Raw genomic sequence first — 25,076 nt, 5'->3', positions numbered from 1 at the left:
GGTCAGCACTGACACCCGACACCGGGGTCACCCCGACGGTCGGGGGCAAGTCGACCCGGACCGCAGCCCGCCCCCCGGGCGGGCGAGGACCGGAAGCGACGCGGCAGCACCGCCCTTCACCCGGGCACCGGTTGTCGCGGCTGGCGGTCCGGGCCGACGACGGACGTGAACTCGCCGTGCTGGTCGACGGGCCGTGGCGCGGGCGCTGGTACTGGGCCGACCAGCTGGCCGCCATGCAGCACGCCGCCGCCCGCTACCCGGACGGCCATCCCGCAGCCGAACTCCGCACCTACACCCCGACCGAGACCTGGACCGAGCACCCGGTCGAGCCCGGCGTGACCGGACGCGTCTGGCGACACCACCCACCCGCACCCGCCGCAACGATCACTAGGAGGAGCACGTGAGCACCCCCGACCGCCACGAACCTGCAGGTCAGGGTCTAGGTGCCGAAATGGGCACCAAGACCCCGACCCCGCCGCAGAGCCCGACCGGCAGCGCTGTTCCCGGCCCGGACGGGGCGGTGATCCTCGACGACCTGGAGGCCGCGCTGCGCCGCTACGTGTTCCTGCCGTCGGATGCGGCCGTGGTCGCGGTGACACTCTGGATCGCCGCCACGCATGCCCAGCCTGCGTGGGCGCACGCCCCGCGCCTGGTGGTGCGGGCACCGGAGAAGCGCTGCGGGAAATCGAGGCTCCTGGATGTCGTCGAGGGCGCGTGTCATGACCCGTTCATCACCGTCAACGCCACCCCCGCGGCGGTCTACCGGTCGATCACCGCTGACCCGCCCACGATGCTGGTCGATGAGGCCGACACGATCTTCGGACCCGCCGCCACCGGCCACGAAGACCTGCGCGGCCTGTTGAACGCCGGACACCAACGCAACCGGCCCGCGAAGCGCTACGACCTCAACAAGAACAAGGTTCAGTCGATCTCGACGTTCGCGATGGCCGCGCTGGCCGGGATCGGACGGATGCCCGACACCATCGAAGACCGCGCCGTCGTGGTCCAGATGCGCCGCAGAGCCCCCGGAGAACACGTGGCGCCGTATCGGCTCCGACGCGACCGGCCGCGCCTTCAGCGCCTCGCTGAGCGCCTGAACGCATGGCTCCGCAACGACCTCACCGCACTCGAAGCGGCCGAACCTTCGATGCCGGTCGAAGACCGCGCCGCCGACACCTGGGAACCGTTGATCGCGGTCGCCGACCACGCCGGAGGAGACTGGCCCGACCGCGCCCGCATCGCGATCCTCGACCTCCAGAGCGAGGACACCGGGGACGACCGCTCCGAACGCATCCGCCTGCTCGCCGACTGCCACCAAGCGTTCGGCACCGAGACCGCGCTGCCCACGATGCGGCTCCTCCAGCTGCTCCGCGCCGATCCGGAAGCGCCGTGGGCCGACTACGGACCACGCAGCGAAGGACTCACCGCTCGACGACTCGGCGCCTTGCTCGGCGAGTACGACATCCAATCCGTCCAGACCCAGTTCCCCGGGCTGGGGCGGATCAGGGGCTACCACCGCGCGGCATTCGCCGACGCCTGGCGACGCTACACACCCGATCTCGTCACCAACAGTGACGACAGGTCCCAAGGTAGCTCTCCGCCGATGTCATAGCTGGTCAGAGTGCCGTGGGGTGATCTTCGGCTTGCTTGAGAGCAGCAGTCCTTGAGGGGTCTGCTCGGATTGATCCGAGCAGACCCCTCAATCCGAGCAGGAGAAAATCCGGCTCTGACCTGCGGGAACGACAGAACCTGCTCGGATTGCTCGGATTGGGGGCCGTTTCGGGACATCCCCCGAAATCTCACCGTGCGTGACAGTGCTGCGGTAGTAGTGAAGTGCAGTCCCGGAGTTCCTCCGGCGGATCGCCCGCCTGCTGGGAAGCGGTGGTGGACCTCCCGGTAGGCCCACTGCCGGGCTTCGGCGTAGCGAGCCCACGCCGGGTGTGTCTGAACTTTCTTCGCGACGGTTTCCTGGCGTTAATCCGCGGCGGCTTCCAGGACGTTTATTTCTCGATTTTAGTGTGCAGGTAGACGGTGTGCGCGTCAGGCATGACACTGTAGTGCGGGGTTGGCGATCTTCCACCTGAATCCCATTTTTCTGACCTTCAGTTATTTTTGCTGGCGGGCGAGCCTGGTTGCGGTGTAGGCGACAACGCGCGGGATATGATCCCGGATGAGTGGGGGGTTTATTTCGGGTGTCGTTATACGCGTCTCATCCTTTGGTTTCGACGTCGTCGATGACTGGCGTGACTACCGACTCCGCTGCGGCTCGCCGCTACGTGCTGTGCCCGTCCTGCAGCCTCCTGTGACCACGATCAGAGTCAAGTAGAGCCGAGTTTCTCCGAGAGAGCCCTAGATCTTGTTCGGGTTGATATCGAGGGTAGTAGAGGCCTAGCTCTCGGGGCTATGTGTAGTGTGACATGCTGTTCGGCGGTTTTCGGGCTGGCGGTAGCGACCTCAAGATCATCAGTGTGTGGTTCCCCCGAGATCGTGGAGGGTTCCCTATGCCGCGTCTCGAGTGAGGGCGGCGTTCTCGTAGACGATCGGTGCGAGCCCGGCGGCGGCGCTGTGTCGTCGCCGGTGGTTGTAGAAGCCGTAGCACCAGTCGATAACCACCGCCCGAGCCTTCGCAGTGGTGTCGAAGTCGTTGCGGGACAGCACTTCCCACTCCAGGCTGGAGAAGAACGCCTCCGCCGCGGCGTTGTCGAAACACGACCCGACCCATGGACTGGCGGATGTCCAGGCGGCGACACAACGTGGCGAACGCGCCGGCGGTGTAGGTCGAGCCGCGGTCGGTGTGAAAGATCACCCCTGCGATCCCGTCCGCGCCGCCGCGGGCCGCGACGGCCATCCGGATGGCCTCACACGCCAGCTCGGCGTTGGGGTGCAGCCCGGTGGCCGCGCCGAGCAACCTGCGCGAGTACAGGTCGATCACCGTGGCCAGATACAGCTTCCCGGCCGCGGTGGGGATCTCGGTCATGTCCCCGACCCAGCGGCGGTTCGGCTCGGCGGCGGTGAAGTCGCGGTTCAGCAGGTCCGGGAACTTCGGCGCCGCCTTGTCCTGGCGGGTCAGCCCGTTGCGCCTCCGGATGCGGCGGGCGACCAGGCTCTGTCGGCGCATCGAGTCCGCCACGGTCTTCTCCGACACCTTCCACCCCGCCTCACGTAGGTCCGCGTGCAACCGCGGCGAGCCGTGCAGACGCTCGGCGGCGTCGAACCCGGCCCTCACGGCGGCGTCGAGCGCGCGTCGGCGCTCCTCAGTCGCAGTCAGGCCGCCACCGGGACTGGTGGCGCGACTCAGCCACTTGTACAGCCAGGAGATCGACACGCCGAGCAGCGCGCAGGCCAGCGTGTGCGGCACCCGGTGGAAGGTCCTCTGGTCGGCGATGAAACGTGCCACGCTCACTTCGTCGCCTCCTTGACCCACAGGACCACGGATCGTTTGAGGACATCACGCTCCATCCGCAGCTCGGCGTTCTCCGCCCGCAGCCGCTTGAGCTCGGCGATGTCACCCCGGGAGAGGCCTTCGGTGTCCTCGCGGGCCTCCCGCGCTCGGGCCACCCAGTTGCCCAGTGTGCCCTCGTTGACCCCCAGGTCGCGGGCGATCTGGGCGATCGGCTTGCCGGTCTCCTCGACGATCCGGACCGCACCGTCACGGAACTCCCGGTCGTATCGCTTCCGTACCTCTGGCATCGCCACCCCTTATAGCTGATGCCTCCCCGATCATGGGGGAACCGCAGTGCGAAGTTCAATGCTTTTGAAAGACTGAGGTCAAAGTCAACAGACTGCGATTAGAGGAGGTGAATGGATCGTGCTGGGTGTATCTGTGGCGTAGATGGGCTATCTGCTTTCCACCCGTATCGACTGGGGTTGTTGTAGTTTTTCTGCTGGATGGGTGAGAGGGGATTGTGGTGGTGGGTAGTGGGCGGCGGCGTGGGGTGCAGTTGACGGCGCGGGATGCGTTGGCGTTGGAGGTGTTGGCGCATCAGTACGGGTTGCCGCTGGATGTGTTGGGTGCGGCGTTGGGGATTTCGCCGGGGCGGATGTCGGGGTTGGCGTCGCGGTGGAAGCGGGCGGGGTGGGTGCGGACGGGGCGGATCGATGGCGGTGCGACGCGGGTGTGGCCGAGGCGGGCGCAGGCGCGGGAGTCGCTGGGCTGGGATCCGGGGGGTGTCTCTATGGGTTCGTCAAGCGGCGGCGAGTTCTGGATCGGGGTTGTTGACCGTGGGCGGGTTGTAGGGGCGGCGGTCGCGGAGCATGGCGTAGATGACGTCGGTGCGGCGTCGGGCGAGGCAGATCAGGGCGGCGTTGTGTCGTTTGCCGGCGGCTCGTTTGCGGTCGTAGTAGGCGCGGCTGGCGGGGTCGGCCAGGGCGGCGAATGCGGACAGGAACAGCGCGGATTTCAGGGCGTGGTTGCCGCGCTGGGATCGGGTTTCGCCTTTGATCGAGGTGCCGGAGCGGCGGGTGACTGGGGCGAGGCCGGCGTAAGCGGCGAGGTGCCCGGCGGTGGGGAACCCGGAGCCGTCGCCGACGATGGTGAGGATCTTGATGGCGGTCCTGACCCCGAGTCCGGGCATCGAGGTCAGGACCGGTCCAAGAGGGTGGGCCTCCAGGCGGGCTTCGAGCTCGTCGGCGAGCTGGTCGCGTTCGGTGTGGACCTGGCGCAGCTGCCCGGCGACGCCGGTGATGACACGGGCGAACGCGGCCGTGCCGGGAACGGTCAGGCTCTGGGCGTCGAGCGAGGTCAGGATCTGGGCGGGAAGGGTGCGGGCCAGTCGAGGCGACCGGGCCCGCATCGTCTCGGCGATCCCGTCAGCGCCGAGCTCTCGCAGGGCTTGCGGGGTGGGCGCGGCCGCGAGCAGGTCGAGCACGCCACCGCGGTCCAGGCGTGGCCCGAGCAGGCGTTCCAGGGCGGGATGAACATGCAGCAGGGCGTCGCGCAGCCGGTTCGTCAGCCGGGTGCTCTGCCCAGCCAGGTCATCGTCGTAACCGGCGAGCACAGTGAGTTCGGCGAGGGTCTCGTCGTCGGTGCCGACCCGGCGCAGGGTGTGCGGCATCGTCCGGGCGGCCTCGGCGATCACGTGGGCGTCGCGGGCGTCGGTCTTGGCCTGCCCGGGATGCAGGTCGGCGATGCGGCGCATCGCCAGCCCGGGCAGGTAGGCCACCGTGATCCCCAGATCACGAGCGACGGCGATGGCCAGCGCTCCGATCGAGGCGGGCTGGTCGATGACCATCAGCACCGCGCCGTGCTCGGCCAGCCCGGACAGCACGGTGCGCAGCGCCGATTCGTCGTTGGGCAGGGCCTTGTCGTGCACCCGCTTCCCGTTGGTGTCGACCGCGCAGGCGTGGTGTTCGGACTTGCCCACGTCCAGGCCGCAGAACACCGCGAACCCGGTCGGGTGCTGGTCAGGATCGGGCAACCGCCGCTCCCTTCTCGTCGCGGCAGGCCGACCACGAGCACCCGCGCCGGCAGCCACGTTACGAGCAGACCACACGGGTCAGGTCTCTATCAGCGGTCGTTGGCGCCCTCCGGCCACGGCGACAACACCCCCCAGATCATCGGGCGACAGGGGCAGTCAGTCATACCGCGGCCGGCGGCCTGCAAGCCCTCAGCGGGCTTGATCAAGAAGGTAACGGGGTGGGCGCCGCGGCCGTCGGTGGTGGCGCATGTGCGTGCGGTGGGTGCGGTGCGTCTGGACCGGGCGGGTCTGGATGTGTCGCGGTGGGAGTGAGCTTGGCCCCTGGTACCGGACACCTGTCCTGAGGCGGACGCCGTCCGCCGGGAAGGATGTCGTTCGTGCCCGCTCCTCACCCGCCGGAGTTCCGGCAACGCGCTATCGACCTGGCCCGTTCGAAGGTCAAGCCGATCTCGGAAATCGCCAAGGACCTGTCGTTGTCGGAGTCGTGTCTGCGGAACTGGGTCTCCCAGGCCGACGCAGACGACGGTGACCCGCGCTCCACACGTCTGTCGAGCGCGGAGAAAAGTGAGATCGTCGAACTCCGAAAGAAGGCCCGCCGGATCGAGATCGAGAACGAGATCCTCAAGCGTGCTGCCGCGTACTTCGCCCGGGAGAACATCCTCCCAAAGTAGTTTTCCCGCTGGTCCGTGAACTCGCCGACGATGGATTCGACGTCGCGGTGACCTGCCGGGTCCTTGGCGTCCGCCGCCAGGGCTACTACGAATGGCACTCCGGGGCGACATCGCTACGGACGCAGGAGAACGAACTGCTCCTCAAACACATCGAGAAAATCCACGCAGAGTCCCGGGGCACCTACGGATGGCCACGTGTGCACGCCGAGCTCACCCTCGGACTCGGTATCACGGTGAACCACAAACGCGTCGCTCGGCTGATGCGCCAGGCCGGGATCCAGGGCCTCTACCGGCGACGCAACCACGGCTGCACCGTCCGGGACCAGCACGCCGACCCCTACACCGACCTGGTCGACCGCGACTTCACCGTCGACGGACCGGATGAGATCTGGTGCACCGACATCACCGAACACCCCACCCGAGAAGGGAAAGTCTACTGCGCGGCAGTCATCGATGTATTCTCCCGGAAAGCAGTCGGATGGTCCATCGCCGACAACATGCGCACCGAACTCGTCATCGACGCCCTCGGCATGGCCATACTCCGCCGACGCCCGCAATACCACGCCACGATCCTACATTCCAACCACGGCACCCAATTCACATCATGGGCATTCGGTCGACGTCTGGTCGCCGCTGGAATCGTCCCATCGATGGGCTCGATCGGAGATTGCTACGATAACTCTCTGGTCGAATCATTCTGGGGTACCATGCAACTCGAACTGCTCGATTCCAGAACCTGGAAAACCCGCGCAGAGCTTGCCACCGCCATCTTCGAATGGATAGAATGCTGGTACAATCCGTTACGGCGCCATTCCAGTATTGGGATGCTCTCCCCGAACGACTTCGAAGCAGCCCACACCCCGCCCAACCACACCCACTGACCCCACACCGTCGGTGTCCGGACTACGGGGCCAAGCTCAATGCGACTCCGACTGCGTCTTGCCCCGTGCCCACGAGACCTCGTCCGGCGTGGGCGTGAACGCCTCGGCCAACTCCCGCACCGACACCGCACGCTTGAACCGCGGGTACGCCGTGCGATCAATCGACGCCAACCCGACATCCCAGCAAGATCACCAACCGGACCCGCACACCATAACCAGCGACCGCACCTCGCTACACGGCCCTACCCGGACCAGCGGCTACATCAAGTCGCAGCCCGTTTCTGACGTATTCGGTTCCCACCCCTGATAGGCGGCGACCACCGCCGCGCCGTCCATGGTGGACTCGGCCAGGTTGGTGACATACCCCTTGAGCCCGGCGAGCTGCCGTGCCCGCTCGACCAGGCCCCAGTCGACCTCGGCGTCACCGGCGTCGAGGCGCACGAAGCGGTCGACTCGCGGCCAACTTCGACCCGGTTCTTCTCATGGCCGAGGTGCTCGGTCATCTCCTCACCAAGCGCGGTTTCGAGCACGTTCTTGGTGAACAGTTTCAACAACCCGTCCGGGCCGGTCAACTCCAGACCGCGCGCCCGCCCGTCGGCCACCATCGCCGCCGCAGCCGCCTGCTCGGGCGAGAGCTGCCGACCCGACCCCGTCTCATCCTTGGCTGAACCCACAAGGTCCGATGTCATCACTCACAGTGCCCATCCCGCCAGACGCTGAGGTCTGGCGTGTCGGGCCGGAACCACCGGTCCTTGCACAGGCCCCTCAGCTGGTGGTTGGGCGGAAATTGACTTCCTGATCGGTAGTGATCGTGTCGCTGGTGGTGTTGTAGTCGTACAGTTCGGCGTAGCGCCCCCAGTCGATAGCGGTGTCGAGCTGCTGCCGGGCATCGTCGAGACCGAAGCCGCGGCGCAGCAGGTCACGAAAGAAACCGGCGCGCAATTTACCGGTGGAGCTGCTGGCCAAGGCTTGGCAGATGGTACGGACCAGGGGTACACGGTGGTGGGCCTGTCGGGCGAAGATCTGCTTGCTGCGCTGGATGTCTGAGGTGGCGAATTCCTTGCCGATGGGTGTGCCGATAAGGTTGCCGCCTTCGACGCGGACGAAGTCGAGCATGGTAGCGGCGTCGATGATCGGCAGCAGGTCGTCGATTTCGAACGTGAGGACGGCAGCGATGTCGGCCAGATCAGCACGCCCGCCCTTGGCGTAGAGAATTTCGGTTAGTCCGGCTATACCGCCGACGGATGCGGTGGGGAGAGGTCGAGCGGTGGGGGTGGCTTCGGTGGGTTCGAGTTCGACTGTGCCGGGTTCGCCGCCGGTGACCAGCTCGTAGAGCCGGTCCACTGCTATATCGAATGGAGCGGACTTGCGGTCGCGGGATCGCGGGAGATCGACGTGAATTTCGTCGCGGATGTGACCGGGGTTGGCGCCCAGGACGAGGATGCGGTCGGCGAGCAGGACGGCTTCTTCGATGTTGTGAGTGACGATGCAGATCCCCTTGGTGGGGAAGTGTTCGGTGGCCCACAGGCTCATGAGTTCATTGCGGAGGTTCTCGGCGGTGAGTACGTCGAGCGCGGAGAAGGGCTCGTCCATGAGCAGCAGGGCGGGCTCGAGCACCAAGGCGCGTGCGAACCCGACACGCTGGCGCATTCCACCGGAGAGTTCTTTGGGATAGGCGGACTCGAACCCATCGAGGCCGATCATGTCGATCGCCTTCAGTGCACGTTCGCGCCGGTGGCGGGGGGCGACGCCGCGAGCGGCGAGGCCGAGTTCGACGTTGTCCTGAACTGTCAGCCATGGCATGAGGGCAAAGGTCTGGAAGACCATGGCGGTGCTGGGATTGGCACCGTTGAGTTCGATCCCGCAGTAGCGCACCGAACCACGGGTGGGGGCGATCAACCCGGCGATCATGCGGAGCAGAGTGGATTTTCCCGAACCGGACCGACCGAGCAGCGCTACGATCTCCCCCGCGCGTAGCTCGAGGGTGACGTTTTCAAGAACCGGTAGTTCGTCGCCTGCGGAACCGGTGAAGCTCTTGTCGATGTTCTCGACGGAGACGAGTAGTTCGTTGCTAGACATGGAAACCTCCAGGGCCCGTAGGGTCAGGACAGAGAGAAGCGGCGTTCAGACAGGGCGTAGAGAGGGCGCCATACCAGGCGGTTGAGGCCGACGACGTAGAAGCTCATGACGGCAACGCCGACGAGGATCTGGCCAGCGTTTCCAGTGCCGGTAGCTTCGCTGATGTAGGCACCCAGTCCGGTGGCGGTGAGAGTGAGACCGTCGTACGACACGATTTCGGCAACGATGGACGCGTTCCAGGCGCCGCCAGCAGCGGTGATGCCACCGGTCACGTAGCTGGGAAAGATCGCTGGGAGGATCAGCTTGCGCCACCGCAGGCCTCCTGTGAGTTGGAGGCTGTTGGCTGCCTCGCGAAGGTCGTTCGGTGTGGCGGAGGCGCCCGCGATGACGTTGAACAGAATGTACCACTGCGCCCCGAGGGCCATGAGTAAGATGCCGCCCCAGTCCAAGGAGATACCGGTGGCCACCAGCACAGCGGTGATGAGTGGGAACAGGAAGTTCGCCGGGAAACTGGCCAGCACCTGGACGACGGGTTGAGCAAGCCTGGACACGCGCGGGTTGAGCCCGATCCAGACCCCGATGGGTACCCAGACGAGCGTGGATACGGCGATGAGCGCGATGACGCGGGCGAAGGTGATCAATCCGAGGAACAGGGCGTGCCCGACCTCGGCGAAGCCGGTGGTGCCGGCGATGAAAACGACCATGTGGTATAGCGCGTAGGCGATAGCTATCGATACCACTACCGCGAAGATCGCATCCTCTGCGCGGCGGCGCACCGAGGAAGTGCGCAGTGGGTACTCGGCGAGCCCGAACACGGCCATGCCTCGATCGATCGGGTGCACCAGCGGCGCGAAGACCACGCCCAGCATGGTGGGGATGCGAGAGCGACGGAGCAGGTCGAGAGTGAGGCTGCGGGGGCCCTCGGCCGCCTCGGACTCCTCGACGCGGAAGCGCTCGGCCCAAGCGGTCAACGGCCGCCAGAACAGTACATTCACTCCGATCACCATGACGATCATCACCACGATCGCGAGGAAGACCTTGTCGAGTTCGCCGCGGTCGCTTGCGGCCGCGACAAAGGCGCCGATGCCGGGTAACGCGTAGCTCTGGTTGTTGACGCTGAGGGCTTCCGAGGCCGTTAGGAAGAACCAACCCCCGCCGAAGCTCATCATTCCGTTCCAGACCAGCGGAATCATGCCGCTGGGGACGTCGAACCGCCAGAACCGCTGCCACCGCGACAACCGCAGCAACCGCGCCGCCTCGTCGAGTTCACGGGGCTGAGTGGATAGCGAGTGATAGAAGGCGAAGGTCATGTTCCACGCCTGTGAGGTGAAGATCGCGAAGATCGACGCGAACTCCAACCCCAGCTCCGACCCGGGGAACAGCATGATGAACCCGGTGATCGTAACCGCGAGGAAGCCCAGGACTGGAACAGACTGGAGAATGTCTAGAATGGGTAGCATCACCTTCTCTGCACGCCGCAGCCGCGCCGCAGCCGTAGCGTAAACGAAGGTGAAGATCACCGAGACCGCGAGCGCGGCGAACATCCGTAGCAGCGAACGCCCCGCGTAGTACGGAAGGTTCGACGGATCGGTGGACACTGCGGACGGTGCGGTTTCTGCTTCCCAAGGCGCTGTTGTGCCGTAAGCAAGCCGCACAATCAGCCATAACAGGACAGCAGCTCCGAGGAACACAATTACGTCGGCAGCGGTGCGCCCGGGATGGGTAAGAACCCCGCGGGCGGGAAAGAATATGCGTAGTGAGGACATCGCGGACTACCTGTCTTCCTCGTCGCGGCCGGAGCAGCGGTCGTCAACCTGCCAGCGGACGCTGGTCACCGATGGCTCAAGGGATAGTCGGCTGACAGCAGCCTCCATCTGTTTGTCATCGCGTTGCTCGGCGGTCAGCGCCGCACATACCTCCACCAAGTTGACGGCGCCAGCGTTCCTGCTCTCAACCGACTGCAACGCAAAGTCAGTGCGGGACAGGTCCTGCACCAACAGGTTCCGCACGTGTGCTTCACTCTTATCTTGGGTAACGGCGCGGAACGTGTACCTCGCCGGTGCCTCCCGCCCAGTGTCCGGCCGGCGGTCCACCACCCGACCCAACGGACGCAGCACCACGTTGACCACCACCACCACCACCGTCCCAGCCACCGCGATCTCGTAGAGCCCGGCGCCAGCCAGCGAGCCCACCGCAGCCGAGCACCACAGAGTGGCAGCAGTGTTCAACCCGCGCACGGTCAGACCGTCGCGCAGGATCACCCCAGCTCCGAGAAACCCAATGCCGGACACAATCTGCGCCGCAACCCTGGTCGGATCAGCGGTGCTCCCGCCGAATCCGTATGCAGATAACAACACAAACAACGCCGCACCTGCCGCCACGAGGGCGTTAGTACGCAACCCAGCCATCCGGGCGCGGTACTGGCGCTCGAACCCAATAAGTGTACCCAGCCCGACACCAGCGCCCAGGCGGAGGAGCATCTCCGCAATCTCCATTTACGTCCGCTCCTTTCTACCTGGTAGTAGCTAAGAGATTATTGCAGAAGTCCTTGGTCTCTGTGTCGTGGGCGCCGGCTGAAACAGGGATCGGCTGGCAGTGAAACCGGCCGCTCGACCGGCGATCTTGTTCGCGAGACTTCTGCGACAACCTCTAAGAGGTCGTTTCAGAACGACTTGTCGAGTTTCCATTGACCCCTCGACGACAGATCAAACGGCAGGTCAGATAGCCGCTTGTCGTCTACAACAGACACGTCGACCTCGTTCTGAAATGACCTCTAAGGGGCATCTGTGCAGCTCACAGTCCCTTGGGACGTACCCGGTCTTACCCCAACGGGGCCGTCACGGCATAAACCAAGGAACAGCGCTACGATCAGCCAAAGTCGTCGGTCAACGATGCCACTCAGGTCTCCGAGGTATGTCAACCTCACCCGCCCGAAATCCGACGAGCTAGTAGTCTGGCGGCTACTTCCTTGAGCCTTTTTAATCGTGAATCCGCTGGTCAGCGGGGCGGAGAGAGCGGCGTGTTGTCCTATCCTGCTGCGGTCGCGGTGTCGACCCACACTCTTGCCCAGCTCGGCACCATGATCCGCCGGCAGCGACGTGACAGTGCTGGACGGTGGTGGCGGATCACCGCCCGTCAGTAGGCCCTGCTCGTGCTTGCTCACCCGCGCAACGGCGACACCTACGCCCGGCTTGCCGCCGGGTTCGGGGTCGCGACCAGTACCGCCTGGCGCTACGTCCGCGACACTCTGCCCCTGCTCGCCACCCTGGCTGAGGACATCGACCGGCTCGGACATCGAATCGGGGCTCTGGCCTGGGCGATCCTGGATAGAACGCTGATCCCGATTGACCGAGTCGCTAGGCAGCGTCGCTACTACTCCGGGCGGCATCGCCGTCACGGCGTGAACGTGCAGGTCCTCGCCGACCCGTTCGGCCGGCTGATCTGGGCTTCCCCACCGTTGCCCGGGTCCACCCACGATGTGACCGCCGCCCGCCAAACCGGCGTGGTCACCATGGTGACCAGTCGGAACATCGAGACCTGGGCAGACAAGGCCTACCAAGGCGCTGGTGGAACGGTGCGGACCCCGTACAAGCGTCACCGAGTCCGCCCCCGCCCTCGCTCGTCGGCCGGGCAGAAAACAGTGAACCTGGCGTATCCGGTACCGGGTCGAGCAGGTCGTCCCTGAACTCAAACGCTGACATGTCCTGTACCGGCTCCGCTGCTGCCCCCGCCGCGCAGACATCGTCATCGCCGCGACCACCGTCCTGAACCGGATCGAAACCCGCCGCTGACCAGCAGAATCACGATGAAAAGGCTCCTTTATCGGTCCCCCATCACAACTCTTCCTCACGCATACCCGCGACCGTCCTGCTGCTCTGCGTCAGGAGCGGACGAACCTATGCTGCCAACTGTCGTTAACAATAACCATGCTTTAGTGAGTGCCGCGCCATAAATCCCGCTATCGGGTGGGCTTGACCCCGGGGCCCTGTCTGGAGGCCCGGGGCCGGGAACTCGAGATCAGCCAGCCTTTTCCATCGTGATTCTGCTGGTCAGCGGCGGGTTTCGATCCGGTTCAGGACGGTGGTCGCGGCGATGACGATGTCTGCGCGGCGGGGGCAGCAGCGGAGCCGGTACAGGACATGTCAGCGTTTGAGTTCAGGTGCCTCGCGTTGACCATCGCGACCACCCTGCGTCAACACCGCCTCGACCAGGGCCGGGCGGCGTTCAGCGACCAGCAGGCCGCGCTGCGCCGGGGCGCCCAGTACACGCGCGATCTCGACCCGCGGGTCGCGGCGATGGCCGCCGACGACGAGACCGCCTTCCGCCACGCCGCCACCACCGACACCGCCGCCACGGCCGGGTTCGAGGGCCTGGCCAGCCTGGACCCGCAGTTCGGGTGGACCGTCCACACCACCATCGGCCCCCTACCCGATCACGCCCCCTCCGGCGGCCAGGGCTGCTGGGGACTGTGGGCCCACGGCCGCTCCGGAGAGAAAGAGCTCTCGGTGTTCGTCGTCGTGCCCGACCGCGACCTCGCCACCGCCCTGCGCGACGAAGTCACCCACGGCCACCAACGCACGTTGAAACCCGACTTGGCTCAGATTAGAGGTCGTTTCAGAAGTCGGCGTGTCGGTCCTGTGTGGATCGGCGCTGGTAGCTGATCATGTCCGGTCGTGGCGCGGCGATCTTGTGTCGAGCGATTGGTGAGCGACGAGCTGTGGGCGCTGGTGGAGCCGCTGCTGCCCAAGCCGCGCAAGCACAAGCGGGGACGGACAGGCCGTCCGCGGGTGCCGGATCGGGCCGCTCTGGCCGGGATCGTGTTCGTGCTCAAGACCGGGATCAGCTGGAACGCGCTGCCCGCCGAGCTCGGCTGTGGGTCCGGAGTGACCTGCTGGCGGCGGCTACGGCAGTGGCAGCAGGCCGGGGTCTGGGCCCAGCTGCACCGGGTGATGCTCGACCGCCTCGCCCAGCAGGGCCTGCTGGACTGGTCGCGGGCGGCGGTGGACAGCGTGAGCGTGCGGGCCAAGCGCCGCGGCGAGGCCACCGGGCCCTCGCCGACCGATCGCGGGAAGGCGGGCAGCAAGTACCACGTGCTCTGCGACCGAGGCGGGCTCCCGCTGCATGCGCTGGTCACCGGGGCGAACACCCACGACAGTCGGATGCTCGCCCCGCTGCTGGACACCAACCCCGGCGTCCGCGAACGGGCGGGACAGCCGGGGCGTCCGCGACGTCGGCCGGACAAGGTGCACGCCGACAAGGGCTACGACTATCCCCGCTGCCGCCGCTACCTGAGTGGGCGTGGGATCGGGGTGCGGATCGCCCGGCGCGGGATCGAGGACTCCACCCGGCTCGGGCGGGTCCGCTGGGTCGTCGAGCGCACCATGTCCTGGCTGCTGGACTTCCGCCGCCTCGCGCTGCGCTACGACCGCGCCGAATCCACGATCACCGCGCTGTTATCGCTGGCCTGCGCCCTGATCTGCCACCGCCGCCTCACCAAGCCGAAGCCGAAGTGATGGTCGACCCAGCCCTCGCTGAGGCACTCGCCTACGAGGTCGGGGCCAGCGGCCGCCAGGCCAGCCACTCCAAGGCCCGGTCGGCCTCGTCAGGGTCGAAGCGGTGCGGGTCGAACGGCCCGCCCGCCCACTCCAGGCGCTCGGCGCGGTCGGGATGGTCAGGGTCGGCGAGCACGGCCTGGAAGTCCTCATACCCCCGATCCCGCCGACGTCCTCGGGCGGGCACGCCCCCTGCCCGGCGACGCATCGCGGATAGCACACTCCCGGCTCGACGGCCGCGACCGCCTCGACGGTGATCTCGTGGGCCCAGTTGTCACCGAAGTCGTAGACGTAACCGAACCGGTCACCAGCCTTGACCAGCCGAAACAGCTTCTCTTTCGTCTCGTCGGCGACATCCTGTCCGGGCCAGTCCGGGTCTGGGATCCCGTAGCGGCGCCCGACGATCTCGAACTCGTGCAGATGAGAGTTCGTCCAGCCCATCACTGACTGCACCACCTCGTGCAACACCGCCAAGTCGACCTCGCCCGGCACCTGCACCCGACGCCGGACCGCCGGCACCACCTCGGTCAGGACGATCTCCAACTCGAAAATCTTCGTCTTCTCAGACACACGAGGCGCGACCATCAGCCGATGCTGCCAGCCCCGCCGTCACCGGCAGAACCGGGCCCACCACTTCTGAAACGACGTCTTAGAGCGTCCGGCAGTAGAGGTGGCCGTGTGTCGGTGTTGGTAGAGACACGGACCTGCAAGTGATCATGGGATTGCTGATGTCCTGATGGTCGCCTGGAGGGTCCGTGCCTCTATTGCCAGAATCGCTGATCGACCCCCTCTGGGTCGAGTTCGCTGCCCTGATCGAGGCAGAGCGGCGCCCGGAGTTCGACCCGGCCCATCCGTGGGGATGTCACCGCCGCCGTATCCCCGACCGCCTGGTGTTCGAGCACGTGCTCGCGGCGTTGGTGCACGGCAGCGGCTACGAACGCATTGCCACCCCCGGCTGCTCGGACCGCACGATCCGCCGCCGTCTCGCCCAGTGGGCCGCCGCCGGCGTCGGGGAGCAGGTCCTTCGGGCCGCGCTGGCCGGCTATGACTAGATGATCGGTCTCGACCTCGACGATCTGTCTGCCGACGGAGCGATCACCAAGGCTCCCTGCGGTGGCGAGGTCGCCGGCTGTAACCCGGTCGACCGGGGCAAACAGGGCACCAAACGCTCCGTGGTCTGCGACGGTGCGGGGATCCCGCTGCACCTGATCAGCGCCCGCGCCAATGACCACGACTCGCCGTTGCTGAAACCGACCCTGATCGGGATCTACGACATGATCGGGCCGCTGCCCGAGCGACCGTGCCTGCACCTGGACCGGGGCTATGACTCAGGCAAGACCTGAGCTTCCCCCGGTTTGCCGGAGTGCGGGTTACCTGTCGGCGTCGCGCTGGGCGCGACGATAGTCGTCTTCGTACTCGTCGGGTGAGAGCCCTCCGAGGCGGGCCTGGATCCGGCGCGGGTTGTACCAGCCGTCGAGGTAGCGGATCAGCGCATGCTCGGCCTCGCAGCGGGTCGCGAAGCCCGTCCCGGGCCAGTAGAGCAGCTCGATCTTGAGCGTGGACCACAGGTTCTCGGCGAGGGCGTTGTCATAGCTGTCCCCTGTGGACCCTGTCGACGGGGCGACACCCGCGTCGACCAGGCGCTGAGTGAATCGCAGTGCCGTGTATTGGGCCCCCTTGTCGCTGTGAAAGATCAACTGACCGGGACGCAGGCTCCGGGAGCGCAGCGCGTGGTTGAGCGCGGTCAGCACCAGCACCGTCGTGGCTCGCGGGTCGGTGGCCCAGCCGACGACCCGGTTGGAGAACGCGTCCCGCACCGAGGCCAGCCACAACACGCCCTCACCGGTGACGATGCGAGTCAGGTCCGCCACCCACACCCGGTTGGGCGCGGTCGCGGTGAAGTCGCGTTCGAGCAGGTCCGGCGCCGGGCGGTGGGCCGGATTCTGCCGGGTCGAGCCGCCCTTCCAGCCGCGACGCAGGTGCGCGCCCTGAAGGCCGTGCTCGCGCATGATCCGAGCGACGCGCTTGCGCCCGACGTGCACGCCCTGGCGGCGCAGCTCCAGCCACACCCGCGGGGATCCGTAGGTGGTGGCGAACTCGCTCACCGAGCGGATCTTCACGATCTGCTCAAGCAGGACGGCGTCGTCGAGCTGCCGCTGAGAGGGGTTCGCGCGGCGGGCGCGCCAGTCGTAGTAGGTCGGGGCCGCGATGTTCAGGACCCGTAGTACGAGACCGGCGGGGAAATCATGGGCATCGACGAAGCTCATGATTTCCTCCGGGTCGGGCCGATCTCGCTGGCGAAATAGGCGCTCGCCGCGCGCAGGACCTCGTTGACCCGCCGCAGCTCAGCGTTCTCCCGCGCGAGCCGGCGGTTCTCGGCGAGCATGTCGGTCGACGGCCGATCATGGCGCTCGCCGGTGTCTGCCTCGGCCTGACGGACCCAGTTGCGCAGGGCCTCGTGATGCACCCCGAGCTGCTCGGCGAGCCCCCGGAACGTCGGGCGAGGGTCGGACTCCCGATACAGCCGAACCGCTCGTTCGCGCAGCTCATCGGGGTACTTTTTCGGTGCGGGCACCAGTGCCTTCCTTCCTGGCCCTCAAGATCGAACCAGTGTTCAGACACTCCGGCAAAGCGGGGGAACCTCAAGCGTCGAGACGTCGTAGAGCACCAACGACGCCGGCCCCAGCGCCGCATGCGCGGCGCAGGCCGCGGCCAGCCCACGCCGCCAGCTGTCGTCGGCATAGCGCTGCAAACGGCGTTTCACCGTGGCATAGGAGACGGTCTCGACACCCGCCTCGGCCAGGACACGCAGGCTGTCGAGCTTGCTGGTCGCCTCGATGATCCGCGCCAGCACCAGGTGACAGAACACCTCATCGCCGCTGGTCGCAACGTCAAAACCGAGCTGGCCGTAGGCCGCGTTGAGCGCGTCCCACAGCGGAGTCATCCGCGAGGAGGCGATCGGCAACGGCCCCGATCCACTCGCCGCCGCCACAGCAGCACCGGCCTCGCCCAGGTCGAGTTCCAGCTCGCCCTGTCCACCGGCCAGGCGCTGGCGGGCCGCAGCCTTGAGCGCTTCGACCGCGTCCGGGTCGTGGGCGGAGCCCAGGTGCTCGATATCGCGGGAGCCAGCCCGTGAGCCGTGCACGATCTGGACCGCAGTCGCTCCCGACCCGGTCCGCACCGTGCGCACGTACGCCACAGACCCGAGCCTACGAACCCTCGTTTAGAGGTCGCGCGGATTGGTTGGTGATCATGGACGTCGTGCAGGTCGGGCGTTCCAGCGGTGTGTGGTCCAGGCCTGCCGAATCAAGCTACGGAGTGTGACGATCGTGTCGGCGAGGTCGAAGAACGCGTCGACGACGATTTCTCGTCGTTCGTAGCAGCGCTGCAGCCGGTTGAAGCTGTTGTGCCAAGCGTTGGTCCGCTCGACGTGCCAGCGGCGGGTGGCCTGGATCGGCGCTTTCTCACCCTTGTGCGCGATCTCGCCGTGCAGGCCTCGTTCGGCCAGCGTGTCGCGGGTCTTGCCGGAGTCATAGCCGGCGTCGAGGTGCACGGTGATGTCGTCGGGCAGCGGGCCGAGAGCATCGAGGCGGTCGAGGGTGGGGCCCAGTAGCGGGGAGTCGTGCCGGTTGGCTCCGGCCAGGACTCGGCCCAGCGGGATGCCGTATCCCTCGACGAGCACCGAACGTTTCATACCCTGTTTGCGCCGGTCCACCGGCGACGGACCGGCGACCTCGCCGCCGCCGGCGGAAGTCCAGCAGCCAGGACATGGTGCGCTCGACGACCCAGCGGACCCGCCCGAGCCGGGTGGAGTCCTCGATCCCGCGCCGGGCGATCCGCACCCCGATCCCACGCCCACTCAGGTAGCGGCGGCAGCGGGGATAGTCGTAGCCCTTGTCGGCGTGCACCTTGTCCGGCCGACGTCGCGGACGCCCCGGCTGTCCCGCCCGTTCGCGGACGCCGGGGTTGGTGTCCAGCAGCGGGGCGAGCATCCGACTGTCGTGGGTGTTCGCCCCGGTGACCAGCGCATGCAGCGGGAGCCCGCCTCGGTCGCAGAGCACGTGGTACTTGCTGCCCGCCTTCCCGCGATCGGTCGGCGAGGGCCCGGTGGCCTCGCCGCGGCGCTTGGCCCGCACGCTCACGCTGTCCACCGCCGCCCGCGACCAGTCCAGCAGGCCCTGCTGGGCGAGGCGGTCGAGCATCACCCGGTGCAGCTGGGCCCAGACCCCGGCCTGCTGCCACTGCCGTAGCCGCCGCCAGCAGGTCACTCCGGACCCACAGCCGAGCTCGGCGGGCAGCGCGTTCCAGCTGATCCCGGTCTTGAGCACGAACACGATCCCGGCCAGAGCGGCCCGATCCGGCACCCGCGGACGGCCTGTCCGTCCCCGCTTGTGCTTGCGCGGCTTGGGCAGCAGCGGCTCCACCAGCGCCCACAGCTCGTCGCTCACCAATCGCTCGACACAAGATCGCCGCGCCACGACCGGACATGATCAGCTACCAGCGCCGATCCACACAGGACCGACACGCCGACTTCTGAAACGACCTCTTAGAACGCCCGGCAATTGATCGTTACCGCAGCCGGCGGGTGGTGGGCCTATCCGGCCAGCGGTAGCGGTTGCGGGCCGCGTTGATCAGTCTGCGGATCACGGTGAGTGCGGCGGCGAGGTCGAGGTAGAACGCGGCGATGACGGTGCGCCGGTCGGTGAAGCGGCGGAGCTTGCCGTAGCCGTTCATCCAGGAATGGGTGCGCTCGACCGGCCACCGCTTACCGACCTGGATCGGGGCGGGCCGGCCCTTGGTGGCGATCTGTGCGTCGAACCCGAGTCGTTCGAGCAGATCGCAGGTCTTGCCTGAGTCATAGCCCCGGTCCAGGTGCAGGCACGGTCGCTCGGGCAGCGGCCCGATCATGTCGTAGATCCCGATCAGGGTCGGTTTGAGCTTGGCCCCGTAGTCCGGACACCGACGGTGTGGGGTCAGTGGGTGTGGTCGGGCGGGGTGTGGGCTGCTTCGAAGTCGTTCGGGGAGAGCATCCCAATACTGGAATGGCGCCGTAACGGATTGTACCAGCATTCTATCCATTCGAAGATGGCGGTGGCAAGCTCTGCGCGGGTTTTCCAGGTTCTGGAATCGAGCAGTTCGAGTTGCATGGTACCCCAGAATGATTCGACCAGAGAGTTATCGTAGCAATCTCCGATCGAGCCCATCGATGGGACGATTCCAGCGGCGACCAGACGTCGACCGAATGCCCATGATGTGAATTGGGTGCCGTGGTCGGAATGTAGGATCGTGGCGTGGTATTGCGGGCGTCGGCGGAGTATGGCCATGCCGAGGGCGTCGATGACGAGTTCGGTGCGCATGTTGTCGGCGATGGACCATCCGACTGCTTTCCGGGAGAATACATCGATGACTGCCGCGCAGTAGACTTTCCCTTCTCGGGTGGGGTGTTCGGTGATGTCGGTGCACCAGATCTCATCCGGTCCGTCGACGGTGAAGTCGCGGTCGACCAGGTCGGTGTAGGGGTCGGCGTGCTGGTCCCGGACGGTGCAGCCGTGGTTGCGTCGCCGGTAGAGGCCCTGGATCCCGGCCTGGCGCATCAGCCGAGCGACGCGTTTGTGGTTCACCGTGATACCGAGTCCGAGGGTGAGCTCGGCGTGCACACGTGGCCATCCGTAGGTGCCCCGGGACTCTGCGTGGATTTTCTCGATGTGTTTGAGGAGCAGTTCGTTCTCCTGCGTCCGTAGCGATGTCGCCCCGGAGTGCCATTCGTAGTAGCCCTGGCGGCGGACGCCAAGGACCCGGCAGGTCACCGCGACGTCGAATCCATCGTCGGCGAGTTCACGGACCAGCGGGAAAACTACTTTGGGAGGATGTTCTCCCGGGCGAAGTACGCGGCAGCACGCTTGAGGATCTCGTTCTCGATCTCGATCCGGCGGGCCTTCTTTCGGAGTTCGACGATCTCACTTTTCTCCGCGCTCGACAGACGTGTGGAGCGCAGGTCACCGTCGTCTGCGTCGGCCTGGGAGACCCAGTTCCGCAGACACGACTCCGACAACGACAGGTCCTTGGCGATTTCCGAGATCGGCTTGACCTTCGAACGGGCCAGGTCGATAGCGCGTTGCCGGAACTCCGGCGGGTGAGGAGCGGGCACGAACGACATCCTTCCCGGCGGACGGCGTCCGCCTCAGGACAGGTGTCCGGTACCAGGGGCCAAGCTCATATGGCAGCAGACGAGAGCCCCGACGCGACCCCACGGCCGCCGACACCATCACCAAGACCATCGACAGCGCAGCAGGAGCTGCCCCGGCGCAGCCCGCACCGACGCGACCGGCCCGATTCACGCGGAAACGACAGAACACCTACACACCACGACAACACCACTAATCAGACGACAACACGCATGTATGCGGTTTCCGGCAGCATCTGCACTAAATAACACGTTTCGCGGACGCATACACTCGATACGTACCCGATCTTGACTGACTCATCTGCGGCGTGCTGCACTGCAGAGCGTGAGCACGACGACGTACACACAACGCGCCGTCACCGTGATCCTGGCGGCCGCGATCCCGATGAGCATGACCACCGGATTCACCGCCACTGCACCCGTGCAGCACGCGCCGGCACCCGCTTCCATCAGTACGCCAGTCGCATCTCTTCGCGCGGCGCTCCCCTCCAATCACAGCGATGAAGAGATCGCACGAACGCTGGAGCGGATCGCGTCAGAGCTGGAACGCGCTCTGGCCTCTCTGCCTGCTGACCAGCGCGACAATTCGCACGCCGTCCGCAATGCACTCCTGCGGAGCGCATCTCACGATCGACTCAATCCGGTCGGGGTTGCAGCCTGTCTCGCCGCGCTGGGCGAGTTCATCATCACCACCGGGATCCCCGGAGCAAAAATCCTCAAGATTATCCGGGACGCGAAGAAGCTTCACGGCTCCTTGATGGCTGCGCTCAAGGCAGTACGGACAAATCCGAGCCTGTCAGAGCTGGGCAAGGAATCCATCGCGATCCTGCAGAAGATCATCGGGATCGACGGTGTCATCGCCAAGTGTGGGAACATCTGACAGGCATGTCAGACGACGCGCCGCAGCAGTCACGTTGCTCCCTCGCCGAAGTCCGATGGATCAGCTTTTGGGTCACCCTCATACTCGGATTTATTGGATGGCTCCCAGTCCTCGGCGCGGCACTCCTAGCGGGCTTCGGGTACCTCTGGGTGGGCCTACTGCAAGTACCTGAAAATCAGGAACTTCGGATAGCTGGCGCCGCCATATCGATCTACCTGATTGCCAATTTAATCGCCGCCTTTAAGGGCTTTATCCTAGCAAGGCTAAGGGGATGCCCCTGGTACTACTGGAACCTATTCTACGCTGTCCTCACATTTGGTGTCGCCATCGCTTCAGGCTGGATGTTCAGGATCGATCCCGCCTTTCTTGTCGTCTATTCAGGAACTGTGGCGCTCTGCGGAGGAATCGTCGAGATAGTGTGGTTAAAACCATGGCAACCCGGTCCGAGCGACGAACTCCTGGCAGCTCGCCGAGCCGCCCTACGCCGCGGTGACGATCCCTCACTAATCACCGAGGACGACATCCGCCGCACATCAGACCTCGCAAACAATCCCGCAGACGAAGAAGGTACTCCATGAACGCAGAGGGCCCCGCGGAATCCTGGGAGCCGGTGCCGCGTCCGGGGATCATAGCGTTGCAGGCGTTGCGGTGGCATCAGATCGCCGCCACGGCGGTCCGGTTCGTCCGGGCGAACCCGGTAGCGGTGCTGGTCCCGGCACTGCTGGAAGCACTCCTGCTGGTCGGGGGCGGTGTGTTGGCCGGGTGGTGGCTCCTCGACCCGGGCCCCGCCATCGCCGATGCCGCGGCAGCCGACCCGGCCGCAGCAGAAACCGCAGCGCAAGCCGCTCCCGTGGGGACTTCGCCGCAGGAGGTGTTGTTCACCCTCGCACTGGTCGCGCTCTGCTTCATCGTGGCCCCACCCGCCCTGGGGGTCGTGCTGTCCACCCTGCGCCCCGCCGTCCTCGGCCGACCCCGCCTCACCCTGTCCCAGGCCTGGGCCACCGCCCGCCCCCACCTGCGGGCCCTCTACACCGTGTGGGCGGTCGTCACCCTGATCAGCCTGATCCCGACCATCATCGAAACCGCCGCAGCAGCCCCGTCCTGGGGCACCCCCGACCCGGCCGGCAACGGCGACACCATCAGCACGGTCGCCGGGATCCTGACCGTGGCAGCGGTCCTGCTGCTGATCTACGTCTCGGTCCTGATCGCCTTCGCCCCCGCCGCGGTGATCGTCGAAGGACTCACCGCCGGGGCCGCGCTACGCCGCTCCTTCGACCTGGTCCACCGGTCCTGGTGGCGCTGCTTCGCCGTGCTGGCCGCGATCAGCGTGCTCATCCTGATCCCGACCACCCTGATCACCCTGCCTGCAATCGCTTTCGCCGCCGTGATCGGGATCGCCGGCCCACTCTGGGTCGCGATCGGCACCGCCGCCGCTGTGCTGACCGTGGTGTTCGGCCTCGGCTCCAGCTACGGCATCGGCGCGACCGCCCTGCTGTATCAGGACCAGCGCATCCGACGGGAGAACTACGCCACCGACCTCATCCGCGACGCAGCCCCCGAACTGTAGAAATGGAGCGGCCCGGGGACCGAAGCGTCCCCGGGCGAGGCAGTGTCCGAGGCCATGTCCTAGCCAATGGTGGGAGCATCGCCGCCATGACACAAGCGGACACCGCAGCACCAGCAGCAGCGCCCACGACCGGCGCTGCGCCGAACCCGGCAGCGGGGGCCGGCCCCGCGGCGATCTTCCGGATCGAGATCACACTGGTCGAGGTCGAACCAGCCGTCTACCGGGTCGTGGAGGTCCCCGGCGATGCCACCCTCGCGGTCTTGCACCAGGTCATCCAGGAAGCGATGGGCTGGGAGAACTCCCACTTGCACGAATTCACCATCAACCAGGACTGCTACAGCATCCCGGACCCGGACTGGGACCCCGCCGGGGACCTCGGCGACCGCACCCTCGACGAAGGGGCCACCACACTGGCCCGCGTGCTCACCCTCGGACAGGAAGCCGACTACGTCTACGACTTCGGCGACAACTGGCACCACACCCTGACCGTCACCGCACTCATCACCGCTGAGCCCGGAGTGCGCTACCCGCGCTGTATCGACGGCCACGGCGCCTGCCCACCCGAAGACGTCGGCGGAGCATTCGGCTACGCCGAATTCCTCGACGCACTCGCCGACCCCCACCACCCCGAACACGCCGACCGAGTCCACTGGTGGGGATCTGACCAGTACGACCCCCACCACTTCGACCTCGACGCCACCAACACCGCCCTCCACCTGATGCTGTGACACCCACAAGCTCAGCCGGGGACGTTGCAGCCCTCTACAGCCCAGGGCTCCGTTCCGGCCCCTGACCACGGTCCCGGAACGGGGCCCGCCGCGACGCCACCGGCCTCACCGGCCGCGGCGGCTCCTGCCCACGACTGTGCCCCACCTTCGGCGACCGAGACACCGACCACGCCGACACCACAGCAGCTGCAGCAACCGGGACAGCAGCCAACGTGTCATAGCTCCGCCGGGCCGCCGCGGCCTGCGCCGGACGCCGCTGTGCCTCCCGCAACGCCGCCACCTCCGCGACCACCGCCGCCAACGCGACGATCAACCGGGCCGCATCCGCCTCACCGGACTCACTCAGGTGCCGGACCGCCGCCAACTCCCACGCCGCCGACCGCAACCCCACAGCCACCAGAGGCCACCGCACCGGCAACACCCGCCCCGGGACCCGAGTCGCCCGGTCGAACACATCCCCCGCCACCCGCGACACCCGCCCCTCAGGATCCTGGACCGCGGTGACGACACCGACCGCGGCCAGCATGTCCCCCGCCGCGTGCGCGACACCGTCCCCATCCAGATCAGAGAGACTCCCCGACGACAGCGCTGCGGTCGCCTGCTCCATCGCCGACACCGCACCTTCCACCGCCGCCCGCCCGACACTCCGAAGACACCCACACCGCCGCCGCCCGACTCCCCTCCGTGGTCGGCTGCCCGGGAACCGGAACAGCGGATGCCCACCGAGCTCTCAGATTCGGCAACGACAGATCCCGCCGCCAACCGCCGACCCGAGAACCACACCGGCCGCCCCGCAGCGGTCTTATCCCCCGGCACCGACACCGCATACCCGACCATCCCACTGTCCCGGTCCCCCACCACCGCATAACGAGGCCGCACCGACACCCCCCGACGCGACAACACCGCCACGAACCCCTCCGCATCCCGCGCCTGCACCGCCACCGCACGCACCTGACGCCGCAACCACTCCCGCGACGACGACTCCGAGATCTCTCCCAGCCCCAGGCGGGCGGCCTTCTCCAACTCCGCCCGCGACGGACCCGTCACCGACGACCGATCCGCACCCGCCGTCCGCACCACACCCAGGCGCTCCTCCCACACCTGACATGTCTCCCGC

Annotated in this window: 22 protein-coding genes and 8 pseudogenes; 13 read left to right on the top strand and 17 right to left on the bottom strand. The window is 66.7% G+C overall.

The features are described from left to right. Positions 1 to 131: 131 nt before the first annotated feature. Positions 132 to 404 carry a hypothetical protein gene (locus KPF47_RS34270; RefSeq protein WP_224392794.1) on the top strand — a complete coding sequence of 91 codons (273 nt, stop codon included), beginning with the start codon at positions 132 to 134 and terminating at the stop codon, positions 402 to 404. After that, positions 401 to 1,612 (top strand): DUF3631 domain-containing protein, encoded by a 1,212-nt coding sequence (locus KPF47_RS34265; protein ID WP_224392793.1) that lies wholly within the window; start codon positions 401 to 403, stop codon positions 1,610 to 1,612. Before KPF47_RS34270 ends, KPF47_RS34265 begins: the two co-directional genes overlap by 4 nt. Positions 1,613 to 2,499: 887 nt before the next feature. Here KPF47_RS34265 and KPF47_RS41190 read toward each other — a convergent pair. The 4 genes and pseudogenes from KPF47_RS41190 to KPF47_RS34245 form a co-directional block, all read right to left on the bottom strand. Next, positions 2,500 to 2,658 carry an IS3 family transposase gene (locus KPF47_RS41190; protein WP_224392823.1) on the bottom strand — a complete coding sequence of 53 codons (159 nt, stop codon included), beginning with the start codon at positions 2,656 to 2,658 and terminating at the stop codon, positions 2,500 to 2,502. A gap of 64 nt (positions 2,659 to 2,722) precedes the next feature. Further along, positions 2,723 to 3,397: pseudogene (locus tag KPF47_RS34255) on the bottom strand (IS3 family transposase); the annotation flags it as partial. 2 nt (positions 3,398 to 3,399) lie between these two features. After that, on the bottom strand, positions 3,400 to 3,690 hold the full coding sequence (locus KPF47_RS34250) for a transposase (protein ID WP_178374588.1): 291 nt from the start codon (positions 3,688 to 3,690) through the stop codon (positions 3,400 to 3,402). Between the two features lie 494 nt (positions 3,691 to 4,184). Continuing rightward, the gene (locus KPF47_RS34245) at positions 4,185 to 5,417 is read right to left on the bottom strand and encodes an IS110 family transposase (RefSeq protein WP_224386690.1); all 1,233 of its coding nucleotides are present in this window, start codon (positions 5,415 to 5,417) and stop codon (positions 4,185 to 4,187) included. Between the two features lie 377 nt (positions 5,418 to 5,794). On the opposite strand from KPF47_RS34245, the gene KPF47_RS34240 reads away from it, so the two are divergent. After that, complete coding sequence (locus KPF47_RS34240) at positions 5,795 to 6,088, top strand: transposase (RefSeq protein WP_224388526.1); 294 nt, start codon at positions 5,795 to 5,797, stop codon at positions 6,086 to 6,088. Positions 6,089 to 6,135: 47 nt separating this feature from the next. Then, the gene (locus tag KPF47_RS34235; RefSeq protein WP_308015423.1) at positions 6,136 to 6,969 is read left to right on the top strand and encodes an IS3 family transposase; all 834 of its coding nucleotides are present in this window, start codon (positions 6,136 to 6,138) and stop codon (positions 6,967 to 6,969) included. Between the two features lie 258 nt (positions 6,970 to 7,227). Here KPF47_RS34235 and KPF47_RS34230 read toward each other — a convergent pair whose 3' ends face one another. Beyond that, positions 7,228 to 7,410: a hypothetical protein gene (locus KPF47_RS34230; RefSeq protein WP_224392827.1), complete on the bottom strand. Its 183-nt coding sequence runs from the start codon at positions 7,408 to 7,410 to the stop codon at positions 7,228 to 7,230. Positions 7,411 to 7,451: 41 nt separating this feature from the next. Here KPF47_RS34230 and KPF47_RS34225 point away from each other — a divergent pair, with 41 nt between their 5' ends. After that, positions 7,452 to 7,637, top strand: a complete 186-nt coding sequence (locus KPF47_RS34225) for a hypothetical protein (protein ID WP_224392826.1) — start codon at positions 7,452 to 7,454, stop codon at positions 7,635 to 7,637. Positions 7,638 to 7,734: 97 nt separating this feature from the next. Here KPF47_RS34225 and KPF47_RS34220 read toward each other — a convergent pair whose 3' ends face one another. The 3 genes from KPF47_RS34220 to KPF47_RS34210 are packed head-to-tail and all read right to left on the bottom strand — an operon-like array spanning position 7,735 to position 11,543. After that, a complete protein-coding gene (locus KPF47_RS34220; RefSeq protein ID WP_224392792.1) occupies positions 7,735 to 9,048 on the bottom strand; it encodes a nitrate/sulfonate/bicarbonate ABC transporter ATP-binding protein in 1,314 nt (437 codons plus the stop codon). 23 nt (positions 9,049 to 9,071) lie between these two features. Beyond that, complete coding sequence (locus KPF47_RS34215) at positions 9,072 to 10,814, bottom strand: ABC transporter permease subunit (protein WP_224392791.1); 1,743 nt, start codon at positions 10,812 to 10,814, stop codon at positions 9,072 to 9,074. Between the two features lie 6 nt (positions 10,815 to 10,820). Next, positions 10,821 to 11,543, bottom strand: a complete 723-nt coding sequence (locus KPF47_RS34210) for an MgtC/SapB family protein (RefSeq protein WP_224392790.1) — start codon at positions 11,541 to 11,543, stop codon at positions 10,821 to 10,823. A 524-nt stretch (positions 11,544 to 12,067) separates the two neighbouring features. Here KPF47_RS34210 and KPF47_RS34205 point away from each other — a divergent pair. The 3 genes and pseudogenes from KPF47_RS34205 to KPF47_RS34195 all read left to right on the top strand — a co-directional run bounded on the left by KPF47_RS34205 (position 12,068) and on the right by KPF47_RS34195 (position 14,561). Continuing rightward, a pseudogene (locus KPF47_RS34205) lies at positions 12,068 to 12,839 on the top strand (transposase family protein). A 378-nt stretch (positions 12,840 to 13,217) separates the two neighbouring features. Then, positions 13,218 to 13,709, top strand: coding sequence for a hypothetical protein (locus tag KPF47_RS34200; RefSeq protein WP_224392789.1), 492 nt, complete (start codon positions 13,218 to 13,220; stop codon positions 13,707 to 13,709). A gap of 12 nt (positions 13,710 to 13,721) precedes the next feature. Next, a complete protein-coding gene (locus KPF47_RS34195) occupies positions 13,722 to 14,561 on the top strand; it encodes an IS5 family transposase (RefSeq protein WP_224386569.1) in 840 nt (279 codons plus the stop codon). A 31-nt stretch (positions 14,562 to 14,592) separates the two neighbouring features. On the opposite strand, the pseudogene KPF47_RS34190 reads toward KPF47_RS34195, so the two are convergent. Further along, positions 14,593 to 15,185, bottom strand: a pseudogene (locus KPF47_RS34190) (plasmid pRiA4b ORF-3 family protein). A 170-nt stretch (positions 15,186 to 15,355) separates the two neighbouring features. Between KPF47_RS34190 and KPF47_RS34185 the strand changes: the two are divergent. Beyond that, positions 15,356 to 15,940, top strand: a pseudogene (locus KPF47_RS34185) (IS5/IS1182 family transposase); the annotation flags it as partial. A 30-nt stretch (positions 15,941 to 15,970) separates the two neighbouring features. On the opposite strand, the gene KPF47_RS34180 reads toward KPF47_RS34185, so the two are convergent. The 8 genes and pseudogenes from KPF47_RS34180 to KPF47_RS34145 all read right to left on the bottom strand — a co-directional run bounded on the left by KPF47_RS34180 (position 15,971) and on the right by KPF47_RS34145 (position 20,748). Continuing rightward, positions 15,971 to 16,867 (bottom strand): IS3 family transposase, encoded by an 897-nt coding sequence (locus KPF47_RS34180; protein ID WP_224388528.1) that lies wholly within the window; start codon positions 16,865 to 16,867, stop codon positions 15,971 to 15,973. Next, positions 16,864 to 17,175 (bottom strand): transposase, encoded by a 312-nt coding sequence (locus KPF47_RS34175; protein WP_224388530.1) that lies wholly within the window; start codon positions 17,173 to 17,175, stop codon positions 16,864 to 16,866. The genes KPF47_RS34180 and KPF47_RS34175 overlap by 4 nt, the downstream gene beginning before the upstream one ends. Positions 17,176 to 17,244: 69 nt before the next feature. Further along, positions 17,245 to 17,781 (bottom strand): annotated as a pseudogene (locus KPF47_RS34170) (IS1634 family transposase); the annotation flags it as partial. A 69-nt stretch (positions 17,782 to 17,850) separates the two neighbouring features. Next, positions 17,851 to 18,363 (bottom strand): annotated as a pseudogene (locus KPF47_RS34165) (transposase); the annotation flags it as partial. Next, a pseudogene (locus KPF47_RS34160) lies at positions 18,344 to 19,078 on the bottom strand (IS5 family transposase); the annotation flags it as partial. The pseudogenes KPF47_RS34165 and KPF47_RS34160, both read right to left, overlap by 20 nt. Before the next feature lie 91 nt (positions 19,079 to 19,169). Beyond that, a pseudogene (locus tag KPF47_RS34155) lies at positions 19,170 to 19,514 on the bottom strand (transposase); the annotation flags it as partial. 59 nt (positions 19,515 to 19,573) lie between these two features. Further along, positions 19,574 to 20,407, bottom strand: a complete 834-nt coding sequence (locus KPF47_RS34150; RefSeq protein ID WP_308015375.1) for an IS3 family transposase — start codon at positions 20,405 to 20,407, stop codon at positions 19,574 to 19,576. A 47-nt stretch (positions 20,408 to 20,454) separates the two neighbouring features. Further along, complete coding sequence (locus KPF47_RS34145; protein ID WP_224392787.1) at positions 20,455 to 20,748, bottom strand: transposase; 294 nt, start codon at positions 20,746 to 20,748, stop codon at positions 20,455 to 20,457. A gap of 361 nt (positions 20,749 to 21,109) precedes the next feature. Here KPF47_RS34145 and KPF47_RS34140 point away from each other — a divergent pair, with 361 nt between their 5' ends. The 4 genes from KPF47_RS34140 (at position 21,110) to KPF47_RS34125 (ending at position 23,959) form a co-directional block, all read left to right on the top strand. Next, the gene (locus KPF47_RS34140; RefSeq protein WP_224392786.1) at positions 21,110 to 21,664 is read left to right on the top strand and encodes a hypothetical protein; all 555 of its coding nucleotides are present in this window, start codon (positions 21,110 to 21,112) and stop codon (positions 21,662 to 21,664) included. A gap of 5 nt (positions 21,665 to 21,669) precedes the next feature. Beyond that, a complete protein-coding gene (locus KPF47_RS34135; RefSeq protein ID WP_224392785.1) occupies positions 21,670 to 22,242 on the top strand; it encodes a hypothetical protein in 573 nt (190 codons plus the stop codon). Further along, entirely contained in the window at positions 22,239 to 23,231 is a 993-nt protein-coding gene (locus tag KPF47_RS34130; protein ID WP_224392784.1) for a hypothetical protein, read from the top strand. Before KPF47_RS34135 ends, KPF47_RS34130 begins: the two co-directional genes overlap by 4 nt. Positions 23,232 to 23,317: 86 nt before the next feature. Next, positions 23,318 to 23,959, top strand: a complete 642-nt coding sequence (locus KPF47_RS34125; protein WP_224389088.1) for a plasmid pRiA4b ORF-3 family protein — start codon at positions 23,318 to 23,320, stop codon at positions 23,957 to 23,959. The last annotated feature ends 1,117 nt before the right edge of the window (positions 23,960 to 25,076 follow it).

The sequence above is a fragment of the Pseudonocardia sp. ICBG1293 genome (assembly GCF_020131355.1).
In the GTDB taxonomy this organism is placed as follows: Bacteria; Actinomycetota; Actinomycetes; order Mycobacteriales; family Pseudonocardiaceae; genus Pseudonocardia.
The sequence above is the reverse complement of the archived record's forward strand: the minus strand, read 5'-3'. Positions and strand labels throughout refer to the sequence as shown.